Annotated in this window: 15 protein-coding genes; 8 read left to right on the top strand and 7 right to left on the bottom strand. The window is 66.4% G+C overall.

The features are described 5' to 3' along the window. The first annotated feature begins 31 nt into the window (after positions 1-31). The 3 genes from FOS14_RS10415 to FOS14_RS10405 all read left to right on the top strand — a co-directional run bounded on the left by FOS14_RS10415 (position 32) and on the right by FOS14_RS10405 (position 4,564). Complete coding sequence (locus FOS14_RS10415; RefSeq protein ID WP_185981711.1) at positions 32-2,512, top strand: LuxR family transcriptional regulator; 2,481 nt, start codon at positions 32-34, stop codon at positions 2,510-2,512. 63 nt (positions 2,513-2,575) lie between these two features. Then, a complete protein-coding gene (locus FOS14_RS10410; RefSeq protein ID WP_143770245.1) occupies positions 2,576-3,334 on the top strand; it encodes a crotonase/enoyl-CoA hydratase family protein in 759 nt (252 codons plus the stop codon). A gap of 18 nt (positions 3,335-3,352) precedes the next feature. Further along, the gene (locus FOS14_RS10405; RefSeq protein WP_143770244.1) at positions 3,353-4,564 is read left to right on the top strand and encodes a hypothetical protein; all 1,212 of its coding nucleotides are present in this window, start codon (positions 3,353-3,355) and stop codon (positions 4,562-4,564) included. Here the strand turns inward: FOS14_RS10405 and FOS14_RS10400 are convergent. Continuing rightward, positions 4,518-5,207, bottom strand: a complete 690-nt coding sequence (locus tag FOS14_RS10400; RefSeq protein WP_143770242.1) for a pyridoxamine 5'-phosphate oxidase family protein — start codon at positions 5,205-5,207, stop codon at positions 4,518-4,520. The genes FOS14_RS10405 and FOS14_RS10400 overlap by 47 nt on opposite strands. A gap of 101 nt (positions 5,208-5,308) precedes the next feature. Between FOS14_RS10400 and FOS14_RS10395 the strand changes: the two genes are divergently transcribed. The 5 genes from FOS14_RS10395 (at position 5,309) to FOS14_RS10375 (ending at position 11,500) form a co-directional block, all read left to right on the top strand. After that, the gene (locus FOS14_RS10395; protein WP_143770515.1) at positions 5,309-6,661 is read left to right on the top strand and encodes a PLP-dependent aminotransferase family protein; all 1,353 of its coding nucleotides are present in this window, start codon (positions 5,309-5,311) and stop codon (positions 6,659-6,661) included. 10 nt (positions 6,662-6,671) lie between these two features. Then, positions 6,672-6,917: a DUF2630 family protein gene (locus FOS14_RS10390; protein WP_143770240.1), complete on the top strand. Its 246-nt coding sequence runs from the start codon at positions 6,672-6,674 to the stop codon at positions 6,915-6,917. Between the two features lie 17 nt (positions 6,918-6,934). Then, positions 6,935-8,392, top strand: coding sequence for an NAD(P)/FAD-dependent oxidoreductase (locus tag FOS14_RS10385; protein WP_143770239.1), 1,458 nt, complete (start codon positions 6,935-6,937; stop codon positions 8,390-8,392). Continuing rightward, positions 8,389-9,927, top strand: a complete 1,539-nt coding sequence (locus tag FOS14_RS10380; RefSeq protein WP_143770238.1) for a carboxylesterase/lipase family protein — start codon at positions 8,389-8,391, stop codon at positions 9,925-9,927. Before FOS14_RS10385 ends, FOS14_RS10380 begins: the two co-directional genes overlap by 4 nt. Positions 9,928-10,021: 94 nt before the next feature. Then, entirely contained in the window at positions 10,022-11,500 is a 1,479-nt protein-coding gene (locus tag FOS14_RS10375; RefSeq protein ID WP_143770236.1) for a carboxylesterase/lipase family protein, read from the top strand. An 84-nt stretch (positions 11,501-11,584) separates the two neighbouring features. Here FOS14_RS10375 and FOS14_RS10370 read toward each other — a convergent pair whose 3' ends face one another. The 6 genes from FOS14_RS10370 to FOS14_RS10345 are packed head-to-tail and all read right to left on the bottom strand — an operon-like array spanning position 11,585 to position 17,349. Next, on the bottom strand, positions 11,585-12,451 hold the full coding sequence (locus tag FOS14_RS10370; RefSeq protein ID WP_143770235.1) for an Fpg/Nei family DNA glycosylase: 867 nt from the start codon (positions 12,449-12,451) through the stop codon (positions 11,585-11,587). Between the two features lie 15 nt (positions 12,452-12,466). Further along, positions 12,467-13,198 carry a precorrin-6A synthase (deacetylating) gene (gene cobF / locus FOS14_RS10365; protein ID WP_143770233.1) on the bottom strand — a complete coding sequence of 244 codons (732 nt, stop codon included), beginning with the start codon at positions 13,196-13,198 and terminating at the stop codon, positions 12,467-12,469. A gap of 19 nt (positions 13,199-13,217) precedes the next feature. Continuing rightward, positions 13,218-14,399 carry an acyl-CoA dehydrogenase family protein gene (locus FOS14_RS10360; RefSeq protein ID WP_143770232.1) on the bottom strand — a complete coding sequence of 394 codons (1,182 nt, stop codon included), beginning with the start codon at positions 14,397-14,399 and terminating at the stop codon, positions 13,218-13,220. After that, positions 14,396-15,202: a poly(3-hydroxyalkanoate) depolymerase gene (gene phaZ / locus FOS14_RS10355; protein WP_255450228.1), complete on the bottom strand. Its 807-nt coding sequence runs from the start codon at positions 15,200-15,202 to the stop codon at positions 14,396-14,398. The genes FOS14_RS10360 and phaZ overlap by 4 nt, the downstream gene beginning before the upstream one ends. After that, on the bottom strand, positions 15,199-15,651 hold the full coding sequence (locus tag FOS14_RS10350) for a MaoC family dehydratase (protein ID WP_143770228.1): 453 nt from the start codon (positions 15,649-15,651) through the stop codon (positions 15,199-15,201). Before FOS14_RS10350 ends, phaZ begins: the two co-directional genes overlap by 4 nt. Positions 15,652-15,663: 12 nt before the next feature. Further along, entirely contained in the window at positions 15,664-17,349 is a 1,686-nt protein-coding gene (locus FOS14_RS10345; RefSeq protein WP_143770226.1) for an alpha/beta hydrolase, read from the bottom strand. Between the last annotated feature and the right edge of the window lie 4 nt (positions 17,350-17,353).

The following is a 17,353-nucleotide window of genomic DNA, read 5'->3' as shown; positions in this document are numbered from 1 at the left end:
TGTATTACCTGAAGATCTGTGGCGAGTCCGGTTGACTGACCAACTCGGCGAACGCGTCCGGCTCATGATTGTGCGCGGTCCGCGCATGGCAGGCAAGTCGACGTTGATCGACGCATGGCTGGCGCGGTTCGGCACCCACCGGGCGGTGGTGCGGATACCGGGCGGTCCGGCAGGCGCCACCGAGTACTGGGCAAGAGCGGCTTGCCAGCTGGGCTTGACCGGAGCCGTGGCAGACGCGTCAGCCTCTTCTGCGTTGACCGCCGCGCTGGGTGCGCTGGATCGCGATGTCGTCCTGGTGCTGGAACAGTTCAGCGACTGCGACGATGCGGCGGCGAGCGACCAGTTGATCGACATCCTGCGCCACTGCCCCCGAGTCTGCGCCATCGTGGAAACCCGCACCGCCGTCTTTACAACCGCCCAACTGCTAGCCACCGACTCGTATGTGGAGATAGGTCCCGAACAGCTGTGCTTCACCGTCGAGGAGATCGAGGCGCTGCACCGGTCGGCGGGCGTGGTTGCCACTGTGGACGCGTGTGAACGGCTGCACCGCACCGTACGCGGCGAGATAGCCCCGACACTGTTGGCCATCGGAGTGGCAAAACGGTTGGGGTATCCCGCCGTCGACCCACGCGGTGGATTGGCCCCGGAGTATCGCGCGCGGTTGACGGCCATGGCCGAGGAAATCCTGTCCGACGACGCCGTGGCGCCCTGGCGGCGGGTGGTGCTGCGGCTGGCGCCGATGCGCACGATCGAGCACGACTCTGCGCTGGCCGTTCACGTTTCCGCGCCAGCGGTTGAGCGACTCGGGTTGCTACAGCGCCGCTTCCGCGACAACAAACTCGAGTACCCGGCGGGGCTGCGCGCGAGCTTGTTGCGGATCGCCCACCGCGAAATGCCGGGATACGTCGGCGAGGCCCTCACCGACCTTGCCTGGAAATGCGTTTCCGAGCGTCGCCCGGCCGAGGCCATGCAATACGCGGCCGACGCCGCCAATTGGCCGCTGGTCGCAAAGATCTTCGGCCAGCATTTTGCGCAGGTGATCGATGAGGACTTCGACGGCACAGTTCGGGTACTCGGCACCTTTCCCGCTGGCCGGGCCGGCGAGTTCCCGCTGGTACAGGCCGCACGGGTGCTGCTCACCGGACTGTCCGAGATGCCGCTGATCGACGTCGACCTGCCCACCTCCGACCCGGAGTTGGTGGAAATCGGCAAGGGGCCCGACGCCATGCGGATCGCCATCCTCGCCACCGTGCGAGTGATCGGTTTGCGCCGGCTCGGGTACTGCCGGGAGGCCGCCGAGACTGCCGCGCAGGCCCACACCATCCTCGACGCCATGTTCGAGGCGAACACCCCGCACTTGGACGCCCAACGGTCGATGTTGCGGATGCAACTGGCCACCGCGTTCGGCTTGGCCGGTCAACTGCAAGACGCGGCCACGCAACTGCAATTCGCATTTCGGGCGGGCAGCCAGGTGGTGCGTCGCAGCGCCGCGGGTCAGCTTGCGTGGAACTGGGCGCTGCAGGGCGACCTCGGCCGGGCCCGGGACTGGTTGCACAAGGAGTCCGAGCAGCCGTACCCACCGGGACGACGAGGTCGAACGGTTCGGCTGCCTGGGCTTTGCGCGACAGCCCTGTGCCATCTCGAGAATTTCGATTTCGATGCGGCCGAAGCTGTGCTGGCGCAGGCCGGCGAACCCGAGTTCCGCGAAGAGCGCTGGGCAGTGCACGCCTACGTTCGCAGCCTCGCCGCCCTACTGAGCGGACGCGCGAACGAAGGCCTGGACTGGCTGGACCGGACACTCCAGCAGCACTCGCACTACTACTTCACCGAATCCGCGTGTCACCGACTACTCACAGCCATGCGCATCGACCTCAATCTCGCTGCGGGACATGCCAACGCGGCCGCAGCCGTTCTCGCCGACACCGGCCCCTCAACCAGCCCAGCGCTTCTCCTCGCCCGCGGGCGAGCCGAACTGCTCACGGGCGCACCGGAGGCCGCGTTAGCCGCCGTCGCGCAGGTCGCGCGCGGCAACAACGTCCCACCCCGCATGCGCATAGACGCCCTGCTGACAGAGTCCGCCGCCCAGCTGCAGCTCAGTCACGAGCGCGCAGCCGCCGAGTGTTGGCGCACAGCGACCGCACTGGCCGGCCAATCCGCCTGCTACGTCCCATTCGCGTTCCTGAGCGCGGCGCAAAGACGCAGCCTTGCCGAGCTATCGGCGTCGACACCCGCGGCCGTACCCGCCGATATCGCGGTATTTCCGGATACCGAACTTCCCGTCGTACGCCTCACTCGACGGGAAACGGAGCTGCTCCAGCTCATCTCACAAAAGCTGACCGTCCACCAGATGGCCAAAAAGCTCTTCGTCTCGACCAACACCGTCAAAACGCAAAAGCGCGCGCTCTACCGCAAACTCGATGCGAGCACCAGAGAACAGGCCCTGACGCGCGCAGGACACCTCCGATTGCTCAACGAACCAAGCGCCGAGTCGGCACAAGCCTCCGCCGTCTGACCTCCGGTACCTGGATCAGATTGGCACACGCCCACGCGGGGCAGAATCCCGTACGTTGTGCCCATGACCGTACGTATCGAACGCAGGGGTCCCGTGTTCACGGTGATCCTGTCTCGCCCGCACGCGCGCAACGCAGTCGACGGCCCCACCGCCGGGCAGTTGGCGGACGCCTTCCGCGAGTTCGATTCCGACCCTGACGCCGCGGTGGCTGTGTTGTGGGGCGAGGGCGGCACCTTCTGCGCGGGCGCGGACCTCAAGGCGCTCGGCACGGAGAATTCCAATGTCGTGTCGGAAACCGGGGACGGTCCGATGGGCCCCACTCGCATGCGGCTGTCCAAGCCGGTGATCGCCGCTGTTGCGGGATACGCCGTCGCCGGTGGTCTGGAGCTGGCGCTGTGGTGCGATCTTCGGATTGCCGAGCAGGACGCCACCTTCGGCGTCTTCTGCCGCCGCTGGGGCGTGCCGCTCATCGACGGCGGAACCGTGCGGTTACCCAGACTGATCGGAGCCAGCCGTGCGATGGACCTGATTCTCACCGGTCGGGCCGTGCCAGCCGAGGAGGCGCTCGAGATCGGACTGGTCAACAGGGTGGTGCGCACCGGCACGGCGCGGCACGCGGCCGAGGAACTCGCGGCCGAGCTTGCCGCGCTGCCGCAACAGTGCCTGCGTAGCGATCGGATGTCGATGCTCGAGCAGGAGGGCCTCGACGAGTCCACCGCGATCGCCGCCGAGCTGAAACACGGCGTCACCGTCCTCGAAGGCGCGCTGCAGGGCGCGCAGCGGTTCGCGGCCGGGGCCGGCCGGCACGGCCAGCCCGCGTAACGAACTACGCTCGCCCGAGTGGACGACCGGCTCAGCACTATCGATCAAATCTTCCTGCGCACCCACCAGGGCCTCGGCACGCCGATCGTCATGCAGGGCCTGTGGCGCACCGAGGAAGCCGTCGAGCAGGTACTGCTCATGCACCTCCACGACGCGCTGCGGTCCGGGTGGCTCGGACGGCGGGTGGTGCGGTCGCCGGTACCGGGCGCGAGGCCGTACTGGCAGCTCAACGACGCCGCGTATCCCATGACCTACTCGCAGCGTGAAATTCCGCCCGAGCGCGTGCTGGCGTGGGCCGATTCCCAAGGGGCCAACCTCAATCCGCTGCGGGGGCCCGGCTGGCGACTGTCCGCCACCCGCATCCAGGGCGGCGGCACCGTCGTTTCGCTGACCTGCTCACACGTGCTGACCGACGCCCGCGGACTTTTGCGCGCGGTCGAGAAGGCACTCGCCGGCGACACGAGCCCCATCCGGACCGAGCATGTGACCGACTGGACGGACGCTCGGACCACCATGGCCACCATCGCACGCGAAACACGGTTCTCCGCCCGACGGCCCAAAGCGGCTGCGCGCGAAGGCAAGGTCCCTACGATTGCGCCCGCACGCAGCGCAATTCTGGCTGTCGACGCCAACCAATGGGATGACGTCGCGAAATCCCAAGATGCTTCCGCGAACAGTCTTTTCGTCGCGCTCAGTGTCAACCTGCTGCAGGCGGCGAGGCCGGTGACAGTCAGCCTGCCCGTCGACGCCCGACGTGGCGACGAACCCACCAACTCGATCACGATGACCGGCACCACCGTGCGCGCGGGAGAGAATCTCGCCGATCTGAAAGCACGTATCACGCAGGGCTATTCGCATCCGGACGGCGCGGCGCCCGGCCTACCCGAGCAGTGGTTGCAGCTGTTCCCCGCGCGCCTCGCTTACGCCGCAACCCGCGACGTCGGCGATCGAGATGTGATGTGCTCCAACATCGGCCAGGTTCCCAGCGCGCTCGAACACTTCGGCCCACACCCGGCGAGCGGATTCGCCGCGCGGGCGATACATCCCGGGCTTACCCGACGACACCTACGACATACCCGAAATGCGCTGTCTGCCTACCTGTGCCGGTTCGGTGACGGCTACACGCTAGCGCTCGTGGCGACCGCTGCGCGCATCACCAGCAACGCGCAGCTGCGCGATCTGGCTACCGCGGAGCTGCGAAAGTGGGGACTGCGGGCCGAGACCTGGTAGCGACGAGCTCCGGCACCTCGACGTCGTCCTCCAGATCCGCCGCGGGCTGCGGTGCATCCCAAACGATTCGCGCTGGCAGCACACCAGCCCACACGCCACCGCGCTGCACGTCATCAGCATCGTCGTTGGGCCCGCCGCTGCGCATCTTCACGGCCGCCTCCGTCAGATCCAGCGCCAGCACCTGCGTTGCAGCCAACTCTTTAACGTTGGGCTTGCGTGCCCGGTCCCACGATCCGGGCGCCATGTGCTCGACGAGCACCCGCAGGCCGTGCAACCGTTCCTCCGGATCGGTGACCAGCCGCGCCCTGCCGTGGATGACCGCGGAGCGGTAGTTGGCCGAAAAGTGCATCACCGCACGGGCATACACCAGTCCGTCCAGCAGCGTGACCGTCACGCACACCTCGGTGCCGTCGGCGGCACACAGACTCCGCGCGCCCGTCGAGCCGTGGAAGTACAGCGTGTTTCCGTCTCGGCCGTATCCCGTCGGCAACACCACCGGAGCGTCATCCAGCACAATCCCCAGGTGGCAGATGATGCCCTCGTCCAGCACGGCGTCGAGCGCCGCGCGATCGAGTTGGGCGCGTTCGCGCAGTCGGCGCACGGTGCTTCGGGAAGTCGGCGAAAGCGACGGTCTTGTACTCATGCTTTCACCTTCATCGGGAAAGTGGCATTCTGAAAGAGCCATTTCCGCGCTAGTTTGAAAGGCCACTTGTGTCCGACGAGCTGCCGATCATTCTGGATCGGATGGCGGGGACCCCGCTGTCGGTGCAGCTCGCCGATGCGCTTCGCGCCGCGGCATCGGACGGCCACCTGCGCGTCGGCGACCGGCTTCCGTCCTCACGCGGCCTGGCCCAGCGCCTGGACGTGAGCCGTACCGTCACAGCGGCGGCGTACGAACAACTGCATGCCGAGGGCTGGATCCGGGGACGGCATGGATCCGGAACCTACGTGGCCGCCGTGCCCGAACCGGCGCAATCGCGGCGTCCTGCCCCCGGAAAGGCCACCGAGTCGGGCGACCGGATTTCGCTCATCCCGGGGGCGCCCTGCCTCGAGGCGATTGATTCCGCCGCCTGGCGTCGGGCTTGGCGCGCGGCCGCGGACCGCCCTGCCCTGCTCCGCCCGATACGCACCGGCTTACCGGAGTTTCACGATGCGGTGGTGGAGCATCTCCTGCGGCACCGCGGCCTGGCGGCCACCGACGCAGCGGTACTCGCCACTGCCGGAACCAGCTCAGCCACTTTCGAAGTCGCTTCAGTGAGTCTTGCGGCGGGAAGCCGGGTGGCCATCGAAGAACCGGGTTACGGGCGCGCCGCCGCCGCGCTCCAGGCGGCGGGCATGCGGTTGGCGCCGATCCGCACCGACGAACACGGCATCTGCGTCGACGCCATCCCCGCTGATGTCTCGGCCGTGTATTGCACACCGGCACACCAGTATCCGCTCGGCGCGCGACTGCCAGCCGAACGTCGGGTCGAGTTGGTCCGCTGTGCACGCAAGCATAGCTGGCTCCTGCTCGAAGACGACTACGACGGTGAATTACGCTACGACACAGCGCCATTGCCTTTGCTCGCTAGCATCGGCCCGGACGTAGTGGTGCACCTTGGCACGACCAGCAAGATACTCACGCCCACGCTCGGCGCCGGATGGATGGTGGCGCCCCCGGCCGTGGCCGCCGCGGTTGCCGAGCGGCGGGAGGCAGCGGGCATGGGCCCCAGTCCCGCGGGTCAGCGCGTATTTGTCGAACTCGCCCGGTCGGGCGACCTGGCCCGGCACCTGCGGCGCTTACGCCGCGAACTCGCCACACGCCGATCCATAGTCGTGGACTCGTTGCGTGCGCAGCACATCGACGTGCGCGGTGATGCTGCCGGGTCACACGTGGTCATCGAGCTGCCGTCGCTTGTGGTCGAGGAACGCCTGATCCGGCGCGCGGGCAATGCGGGGATCCTGCTCGATGGGCTGGCGCGTCACCACTTCGGCGAGCCGCGCCGCCACGGGATCGTTCTCGGGTACACCGCCTGCAGCAAACCGGACTTGGCGGAGGCTGTCGCGAACCTGGCGGATGCTTTCCCAAACCTGTCGGTGCCCTGCCGCACTCCGTAAGGTGGGGAACATGAGCGAATCCGACCTTCTCGCTACCATCAATCAACTGGTCGACGACGAGCACAAACTGCGCGCCAAAACGGCGGCGGGCGAGATAGCTCCCGAGGTCGAGCAGCGTCGGCTCGCCGAACTCGAGACCACGCTGGATCAGTGCTGGGATCTGCTGCGGCGGCGACGAGCACAGATCGACAGTGGCCAACCCGCCGCCGATGCGCACGTGCAGTCGGCCGACCAGGTCGAAGGCTACCTGCAGTAACGCGCGGGAGCCGAGCAATGACCACCTCCACCTACGACGTCATCGTCATCGGCGCCGGACCCGCCGGCGAGAATGCGGCCCAGTACGCAATCGCCGACAGCGACCGCACGGCGGTGCTCATCGAGAGCGAACTGGTCGGCGGTGAATGTTCCTATTGGGCGTGCATGCCCAGCAAGGCATTGCTCAAACCCGGCCACGTCCTTGCGGCGGCGCAGGCGATGCCCGGAGTCCGGGAGGCACTCGGTTCAGCCAACCTCGACGCGAAAGCGGTGCTCGAGCGTCGGGACTCCTTCACGCACAACCACAACGACGAATCGCAGGTGCACTGGGCCGAAAACACTGGCATCGACGTGCTCCGGGGCAGTGCACGCCTCACCGGGGTGCGCACCGTCGAGGTCGATGGTCGCACCCTCACCGCGCGTGATGCCGTTGTCATCGCCACCGGAACCAGCGCCGCGATTCCCAACACACCCGGACTGGCCGACGCGCTGCCCTGGACCTCACGCGACGTCACCAACATGCATGAAATTCCGCAGCGGGTGCTTGTCATCGGCGGCGGAGTCGTGGCCTGCGAGGCCGCGACGTGGCTGTTGTCGTTAGGGGTTTCCGAACTCACCATGGTGGTTCGCGGTGACCGGCTACTGGCCAGTGCCGAGCCATTCGCCGGAGACCGCGTGGCCGACGCATTGCGCGCGCATGGCGCGCGAATTCTCTTTGGCGCCAACGTTACCCAGGTGCGGCGAGCGGACCCTGAGGCGCGCGGTGAAGGCTGCCTCCACGGGGGCGAGGTCAGCGTGGAGGTAGCCGACGAGCGCCTTACCGTCGACGAAATCATCGTTGCCACCGGCCGCAAACCCCGCAGCCACGCTCTCGGACTCGACGCCGTTGGGCTCGAACCGGGCCGCTATCTCGACGTTGACGACCAGTTGACCGTGCGCGGCGTCGACGGCGACTGGCTTTACGCGGTCGGCGACATCAACGGTCGCTCTCCCTTGACCCACATGGGCAAATACCAAGCCCGAGTGTGTGGCGACGTGATCGCCGCCCGGGCACAGGGTCTCCCCCTCGACCACCCGCGCTGCACGGCTCGCGCCGACCACGGCGAAGTGCCCCAGGTGGTCTTCACCGATCCCGAGGTGGCCTGGGTGGGCCGCACCGAGAAGGCCGCTCGCAGTGACGGATTCACGGTGGCCACCGTCGAGTTGGACATTGCGGTGGCAGGCTCGAGCCTTGACCGCGACGACTACAGCGGCAGAGCCAAACTCGTGGTCGACACCGCGTCCGACACGCTCCTCGGCGCAACCTTCGTCGGGCCCGACGTCGGGGAACTCGTGCACGCCGCGACCATTGCGGTGGTCGGCAAGGTGCCGCTGGACGCGCTGTGGCATGCGGTACCCGCGTATCCGACGGTGAGCGAAGTGTGGTTGCGCCTGCTCGAGCAGTACCGTCGCGCGCCGTTATCATCGCGAAGGTGAGTGTGACGACAGTTAGCACCGCCGACGGCGACATTCGCGGCGTGCGCTCCGGTCCCGTCGTGTACTGGCGTTCGATTCCGTATGCGGCCCCGCCGGTCGGTGATTTGCGGTTTCGCGCGCCGCGGCCGGTCACGCCATGGACCGGTGTACGCGACGCCACCACCTTCGGGTACGCGTCGATCCAGAACCGCAGTGGAGCCGTACTGGGGTACCGCAAGTATCAGCCGACGAGCGAGGACTGCCTCACTCTCAACGTCACCGCGCCGGCCCGCCCGGCGAGCTCGCCGCGACCGGTGCTGGTGTTCATCCACGGCGGCGGCTATTTGATGGGCACATCGGCGATGGGCCTCTACTCGGGCAAGCACCTGGTGCCGCGCGGTGACGTCGTGCTGGTGTCGATGAACTACCGGCTCGGCGTGCTCGGCTATGTCGACTTCAGTTCCTTTGGCACCACGGACCGTCCGTTCGAATCCAACTTGGGACTGCGCGATCAGATCGCCGCGCTCGAATGGGTGCAGCGCAACATCGCCGCGTTCGGCGGTGATCCGAACAACGTGACCATCTTCGGCGAATCCGCCGGTGCGCATGCGGTGACCGCGCTGCTGGCGACGCCCGCCGCACACGGGCTCTTCCATCGCGCGATCGCCGAAAGTGCGCCGGGCGACTGGGAAATGAACCGTGAGGATGCCGCGCACTGGGCGCGGGAATGCATTGACGCGCTTGGCGCCACGCCAGCCGACGCGGTCAGCGCGCTCACCGAGGCGGACCCGCACGAGTTGCGCCGCGCAGCCTTCCGCGCGTTTCGTGACTGCGTCCTCAGTAGCCCTGGCTTCTTCCCGATGGTTCCAGTCATCGACGGTGAGCTGCTGCCGAAGTCACCGTTGGATGCGATCGCCGATGGCACGGCAAGTCGGGTACCGCTGATCATCGGCACCAACCGCGATGAAGGCGCGTTGTTCGCCCGCTACCTCGATGTCATGCCCACCACGGTCGAACGGCTGCGCCGGGTGTTCGCTGTCACCGATCCCGAAGCGCACCAACGCATTGCAGCTACCTATGAACGGCATGCCGAACCGCGGGCATCGGTCCGGCTCGGTGGTGACCTGATGTTCTGGCGTCCGACGATCGCGGTGTGCGAATCGCATTCGCAGCATGCACCGACCTACAACTACCGCTTCGACTTCACCACCACGGTGCTGCGCCGCATGCGGCTTGGCGCCACGCACGCCGCGGAGATGCTGCCGGTGTTCGGCATCAAGAACGAGCCGATGGAGTTCGGCATCACGGCCGCCGGTGGTCGCCGCGGCTTCCGCCAGGTGAGCAACGCGATGCAGTCGCATTGGCTAAATTTCGCCCGCTACGGCCGACCGTTGCCGTCATGGCCGAAATACGAGCTTCCGCAACGGAAGACCTTCATCTTCGACAACCCAACGCGGGTGGTGTCGGACCTGGAGCGCGATCGCCGCGAGGCGTGGCAGTCCTACAAGGGCAATTACGCCGATCTGTGGTCGCGGCCGGGAGGCGGAGGCGAGTGAGCACCGCAGCGCAGCGAGGAGCGGAGCGAGCCGGAGCCGACCCATCAGCCGGAGCCGACCCAGCAACCGGAGCACAGTCCAAGGAATCGCTGGGATGAGCGACGCCCTCGAGGTCACTACCGACACCGGCGTCGTCCGTGGCCGCCGCGACGCCAATATTCTGAGTTGGCGCGGAATTCCTTACGCCGCACCACCGGTCGGCGAACTGCGGTTCCGTGCCCCACACCCGGTAGCGCCCTGGGATGGTGTGCGTGATGCTCGCCGATTCGGCGCCCCGGCACCGCAACGCGGCGAAAACCGCAGCAGTGAAGACTGTTTGACCCTCAACGTCTGCCGACCGGCCGCACCCAGTGAGCACCCGCGCCCGGTGATGGTGTTCATCCACGGCGGCGCCTATGTGAGCGGCTCATCGGCGCGGCCGCTCTACCGCGGTGACCATTTGGCCCGCACCGGGGACATCGTCTTTGTCTCCATCAACTACCGCCTGGGTGCGCTGGGCTATCTCGACTTCAGCCAGTACTCGACACCCGACACGGTCTTCGAGACGAACGTCGGCCTGCGGGACCAGATCGCGGCACTGCAGTGGGTGCAACGCAACATCGCCGCATTCGGCGGTGACCCCGACAACGTCACGATCTTCGGGGAAAGCTCCGGTGGCAATGCCGTCACGACGCTCATGTGCACCCCCGCGACCCGGGGATTGTTCGCCCGCGGGATCGCGCAGAGCCCGCCGGCCGCATCGGTATACAGCCCGGAGCGCGCCAAGACGTGGGCCCAGCGGTTCCTGGAACTCCTTGCCTCCGAAGCTGGGTCGCCGCAGGAGGCTCTGCTGTCGGCGACGCCCGAGCAGTTGGTCAGGGCCACCGATCAGCTCACCCGCTGGTGCGCCGATGATCAACCCGGCACCCGCGCCACCGCGCCCGTGGTCGACGGAGACGTCCTTCCCCAGCACCCGCTCGACGCGTTCGCGGCCGGAACCGCGCATTCGGTGCCGCTGATCATCGGCACTAATTCCCATGAGGGCAGGTTCTTTCCGCTATTCATGGACATCATCCCCACCAACAAGAGCCGCATCGAGGAGATGTTCGCCGAGACCGATCCGGCGGTGAAGGCGCGCGTGCTGAACGTGTACCCGGGCTACCCGGGTCGACTGGCCGCGGCAGATCTCGGCGGAGACGTTGTCTTCTGGGAACCGTCGATCTTGTGCGCGCAGGGCCATTCTCAGTTTGCCCCGACCTACTGCTACCGGTATGACTTCTCGCCGCGACTGCTGGACCTGACGCGCATCGGTGCCACGCACGGCACGGAGTTGTTGGCGGTCTTCGGTTTCGGTACCGACGGCCTGGGTCGCGCGTTGACGTTGCTCGGTGGGCACTCCGGGATGCGTAAGGTCACCGAACTAATGCAGTCGCACTGGATCAGCTTCGCCCGCAACGGCGTACCCGGTCCGGAGTGGCCGCGGTACGACGCCGAGAAGCGCGAAACACTGATCATCGACGAACAGCCGAGGGTGATCGCGGACCCGCGGCGGCAGAAACGCGAGGCGTGGATCGGGTACCGGCACCGCCGTTAAACACGGCACCCGGGCTATCCCCCTGTGCGTGTTTTTTCACCGCGGGCGGTGAAAAAACACGCACAGGGGTTGGGTTACCGCAACCTACTTGAGCAACCTCGACATCCGCCGATCGGCGAGCACCTTCCCACCGGTCTGACAGGTCGGGCAGTACTGGAAGGACTTGTCGGCGAACGACACCTCGCGAACGGTGTCGCCGCACACCGGGCACGGCAGGCCGGTCCGCGCGTGGACGCGCATTCCAGATCGCTTCTCCCCCTTGAGGCGCGCCGCGTCTTGCCCGAGCGAGCGCTGCACCGCGTCGGCAAGTACATCCCGCATGGTGGCGTATAGCGACGAAATTTGCTGCGGTGTGAGCTTGTTCGCGGTGGCATACGGCGACAGTTTCGCGGTGTGGAGTATTTCGTCGCTGTAAGCGTTACCGATACCGGCCAGCAACACCTGGTCGGTGAGCGCGTTCTTGATGCGCTGCGAACTCGACCCGAGTATCTGCGCAAATTCGGACTCGTCGACGGCGAGCGCGTCCGGGCCCAGTCGCGCAATCCCGGGCACCTCCGTGGGATCTTGCACCACCCACACCGCCAGGCGCTTTTTGGTGCCCGCCTCGGTCAGGTCGAACGCCGGCGTTTCAGCCTCGGGAGTGAACAGGTGCACCCGCAACGCGAGCGGACCCTTGCCCGGCTTGGGCGGCGCCGCGCTGGGGTTGTCTATCCAGCGCAGCCATCCCCCACGGGACAGATGCGTGATCAGCCAGTAGCCGTCACAGTTCAACCCCAGGTGTTTCCCCCACCGCCCGGCGTCGGTGACGTTGCGGCCCTGCAGGTCGGTGATGGGCGGCTCGAACGTCTTCAGCACGCTCAACGCCGCCACGTCGATTCGCCCGACGACCGCCCCCACGGCATGTTGCCGCAGGAACTGGGCAAGGGCCTCGACCTCGGGTAGTTCGGGCATGCAGTCCAGGGTAATTCAGTGGCGCAGCAGGTAGGTGTCCATAATCCAGCCCTTACGCTCCCGAAGTTCGGCGCGCACCCGCGCAATCTCGTCCGCCACGTCGCGCAACCGGCCGCTGATCAGCACCTCGTCGGGCATGCCGAGATAGGCGCCCCAGTAGATCTGGGCGTCATCGTCTGCGACCGCGGTGAAACTGCATTCTGCATCCAGCATCACCACCGCATCGCCCATTGGGCTTTCCCGCAGTCTCCGACCCGTCGTAATCTGTACCGGCTCACCGACTTTGTTGAGCACGATCCGGTGCCGCGCGGCCAGTGCCTGCACGCTGGTGATGCCGGGGATCACCTCGTAGTCGAACGCTATACCGCCCCCCGCCAGCACTCGTTCGACGATCCGCAGGGTGCTGTCGTACAGTGCCGGGTCGCCCCACACGAGGATTCCCCCGACGCCGTCGACGGCGGCAAATTGGTCCGCCAGCGCGGCGGCGCGTCGATCGTGCCAATCATCGACGACCGCGCGATAGTCGTCGGGGGTTCGGTCGCGCGGCGGGTCCGGCACTTCGACCACCCGGTAGTCGCCCGTCACGTGCTCGGCGAGCATCTGCCCGCGCAGGTCCACCAACTCCTGCTTCTCGGCGCCCTTGCCGATGACAAAGAAGACGTCCACCTGGTTCATCGCCTTGATCGCCTGCAGGGTCAGCTGATCCGGATCGCCCGCGCCGATCCCGATGACGAAGAGCTTGCGCATACCAGTCAAACTAGCCGGTTCACACGAACGCGCTCAGCCCTGTCAGCGACCGGCCCACGATCAGTGTGTTCATCTCCCTGGTGCCCTCATAGGAGTAGATCGCCTCGGCGTCGGCAACAAACCGGCCGACGTTGTGTTCCAGCAGGATTCCGTTTCCGCCCATCAATTCGCGTGCCCAGCCGACGGTTTCGCGCATGCGGACCGTGCAGAACGCCTTCGCCAGCGAGGAGTGCCGGTCTTCGGCGTGTCCGGAATCTTGCAACTGGGACAGCCGCACACACAGTCCGAACGACGATGTGACGTTGCCGAGCATCCGCACGAGGAGGTCTTGGACAAGCTGGAAGCCACCGATTGGCCGGCCGAACTGTTCACGAGTCTTGGCGTAGGCCAATGCATTTTCGTAGGCACCCATTCCGCAGCCGACCGCCATCCAGGCCACCCCGGCGCGGGTCATGCGCAGCACCTCGGCGGTGTCTTTGAACGAATTGGCGTTTTGCAGACGATCCGATTCCGGCACGCGCACATTGTCCAGTGTGATCAAGCCGTTCTGCACCATGCGCAGCGCGATCTTGTGCTCCTGCTTCTCGGCGGTGAAGCCGGGGCTGTCGTTGCGCACGACGAATCCCTTTACCCGACCGTCATCCTCGTCGCGTGCCCAGATCACCGTGAGGTCGCCGAAGGTGGCGTTACCGATCCACTTCTTCTGGCCGTTGAGGATCCAGGTGTCACCGTCGCGGCGCGCCGTCGTCTGCAGCCCGCCGGACGCGCCCGATCCGACCTCCGGTTCGGTCAGCCCGAACGATCCGATCGTTTCGTAGCGCGCCATCGCCGGCAGGAACCGTTCGCGCTGCTCGTCCGAACCGCACAAATAGATCGACCCCATGGCCAACCCGCCATGCACGCCGTTGAAGGTGGCAATCGAGCAGTCGGTCCGCGCGAGTTCCATGGCGATCATGCCCTCGAGCAAAAACCGCCCGCCGAGACAGCCGTAGCCCTGATAGGGCACGCCCGCGATACCGAGCTTGCGCATGCCGGGCACGACCTCGAACGGGAAGGTCGCCTTGGACCAGTGCTCCAGGACCAGCGGTCCCACTTCGTCGGTCATGAACCGGCGCACCGAATGCAGCAGGGCGCGCTCCTCATCGGACAGCAACAGTTCGTACGAATAGAAGTCGGACGTATCGATGTCGAGTGCGCTCACGGTCTTTCCCCGGGGTCGTTCAGGAAGCTGGTAATGACAGGTGCGAGTTCGGACGCGTTGAGCACCAGGTCGACGTGGCCGCCATCGTGCAGGTGTACCCGCGAGTGCGGCAGGAGGCGATTCATTATGCGCGCGTTGGCAAGCGGGATGATCGGATCATCCTCGCCGGCGATGATCAGAGTTTCCTGGCGGATAGCCGGCAACGCAAACAGGCTGGTCCACACGGATCCGGCCAGCAACTGATGCAGGTACCCGACTCTCGAGCCGGCGTGCAACTGTCCCTTGAACAGTTTCTCGATGTCGCCCTCATGGTGGCGTACCGCCCCGCCATAGAGTTCCCGCGCGATCGTTGACGCATACTTGGGGTCCGAGAACCGACGCGGAGTAAGCATTTTCGACAGGACCCGAGGATTACCGGGCACCATGAGCACCCCGGTACCGGTGGCCACCAGTACCAGTCTGCGGCACCGGCGGGGGTTCTGAAACGCGAACTGCTGAGCCAAGGCGCCACCCCAGGACAGTCCGAGAACGTCGACCACGTCGTATCCGAGTTTGGTCAGCACCCGGCCGAGCACCCAGGCCAAATACGGAAACCCGTACGGCGCAACTGAAGCCGGTGAGCCGCCCGTTCCGGGCACGTCGAACTGGATCACCGTCCGGTCCGCATCGAGCGCGTCGACAAGTGGATCGAGCACCTCGAGGCTCGCGCCGATGCCGTTGCAGAGCACCAACGGGACTCCGGTCCCCTGCTTTACCCGCACCCGGATCCGCTGACCGCCTGCGGCAACATAGGTTTCGGTCACCGGTACAACACCACCGCGTCGGCGATGCAAGCCGGCCGTTCACTGCCCTCAACCTCGTAGACCAGCCCGAACACCACCTCGATTCCCGCTGGTTTCTGCTGCGCCTCTTTCACCGAGACACTCGCGCGCAGCTTCGATCCGACCGGAACCGGCGCCGGGAACCGCACCTTGTTGAGCCCGTAATTGAGTGCGGCAGTGAGGTTGTCGACCGTGAGGACATCGGCGAGGATCTGCGGCGCCAGTGACAGCGTGAGGTATCCGTGGGCGATGGTGCCGCCGAACGGGCCCTTTGCGGCCCGCTCTGGGTCGGTGTGAATCCATTGGTGATCACCGGTCGCATCCGCGAAGCGGTTGACCTGATCCTGGGTGATCTCGTACCAGTCGGTGGTGCCGACGGTCTTGCCGGCCAGGTCCAGTAGATCGGTGGGTTGCGTGACGCGGGTAGCCATGACGAAGCCTCTCTATTTCTGCAGGACGTAGGTGCCCGGCGCCGGTCCGAGCGGTGGAAAGCTCTCGGCGCCGAGATTCTGCGGCGCGTCGACGTCATCACCGCTGCGTTCGGCCAGCCACGCGGCGTAGTGCGGCCACCAGGTACCCGACACCTTCTCCGCCGAGGCCATCCAGTCTTCGGCACGCTCCGGCCCAACTGGTCCGGTGCGGAACGAGGCCTTGGGATTGCCGGGCGGGTTGACCAGCGCGGCGATGTGCCCGCTCGTCGACAGGACGTAGGTGTTGTCCTTGCTGCCCAGCAGCCGCGCGCTGCGATAGGTGGCCTGCCACGGCGAAATATGGTCTGCGATGCCGCCGATAACGTACGCGTCGCACGCGACCTTCGACAGATCCACCGGCGTTCCGAGCATGCTCACCGCACCCGGCGTGGTCAGCGAATTATGCACGCCCATCATCACCATGTCCCGATGCAGCGCGGCCGCCATCCGGGTGGTGTCGGCGTTCCAGAACAACACGTCGAATGCTGCGGGCGGCCGGCCCTGCACATAGTTGTTCACCCAGTAGCGCCAGACCAGGTCGGTCGGGCGCAGCCACGCGAACACCTCGGCCATCGCGCGTCCGTCCAGGTAGCCTTTCTTCGCCGACGCCCGGATCGCCGCCTGCGCCGCCCGCTCGCTCATCGCGGCGGAGGCGAATCCGGCGCGGTTCTGATCCAGCACCGTCACCGCCAAGGTCAATCCAGCGATGCGATCACCTTGGCCGATCTCCGTCAGATGCGCGGCCACCATGGCCGCCAGGATTCCGCCCGAGCAGCTCGCCATGATGTGCGCCCGGTCGGTTCCGGCGATCTTGCAGACTGCGTCGAGGGCCTCGACGATTGCCGCGCCGTAGGTGTCGAACCCCCACTCCCGATGCCGCGCTTGCGGATTGCGCCAGGAGATGGCGTACACCTGCTGGCCCTGCTGCAGGAAGTACTCGATCATGCTGCGTCCGGGTGCCAAGTCCATGATGTAGAACTTGTTGATCACCGGCGGCACCATCAACAACGGCACCTCGTGCACCTTGTCGGTTTGCGGCGCGTAGTGGATGAGCTCGAACACGCGAGTCTGCAGCACGACGGCGCCCTTGGTGGTTGCCAATGACTCCCCGACCGCGAAGGCGTCCGGATCCACCATCGCCGGCACCCGTGGCTGGGAGAGCATGTCGCGGGCGAACGCGCGCGCTCCGCGAACCGCCGACAGTCCGCCGGTGTCGATCAACGCCTTCCACCCCAGCGGGCTAAGGAACGGATTGTTCGACGGCGAAAGTCCCTCGAGCACGTTGTCGATGACGAAGCGCATCTTTTCGCTGTCGCGCCAGTCGAGCCGCGCGTCGGCAAGAAGCTGTTCCACGGTGTCCGACGCGGCCAGATAGGCCTGCATCGTCCGATGCAGAACCGGGTTCTGTTCCCAAGCTGGATCGGTGAAACGCTTGTCGGCGCGCGCCGGAGCCCGATCGGATTTCCCGATCGCTATGCTGCCCAACTCCTTTGCCAGATCGCCACCCCGGTTGGCCAGTTTTCCGGGGTGCTTGGCCAAATTCGCTGCGAAGCGGGTCCACGTGTCGTTCGGCATCATCCGACCGAGAAACGGCCGAGAAGCACTCGTGAGCAGCAAATCCAGTGGAGCGGCCAATTCGTCCGGTTGTGCGACAGCCATGACT

The organism is Skermania sp. ID1734 (assembly GCF_007489285.1).
Lineage (GTDB): Bacteria > Actinomycetota > Actinomycetes > Mycobacteriales > Mycobacteriaceae > ID1734.
This window is presented reverse-complemented; position numbering and strand designations above follow the sequence as displayed.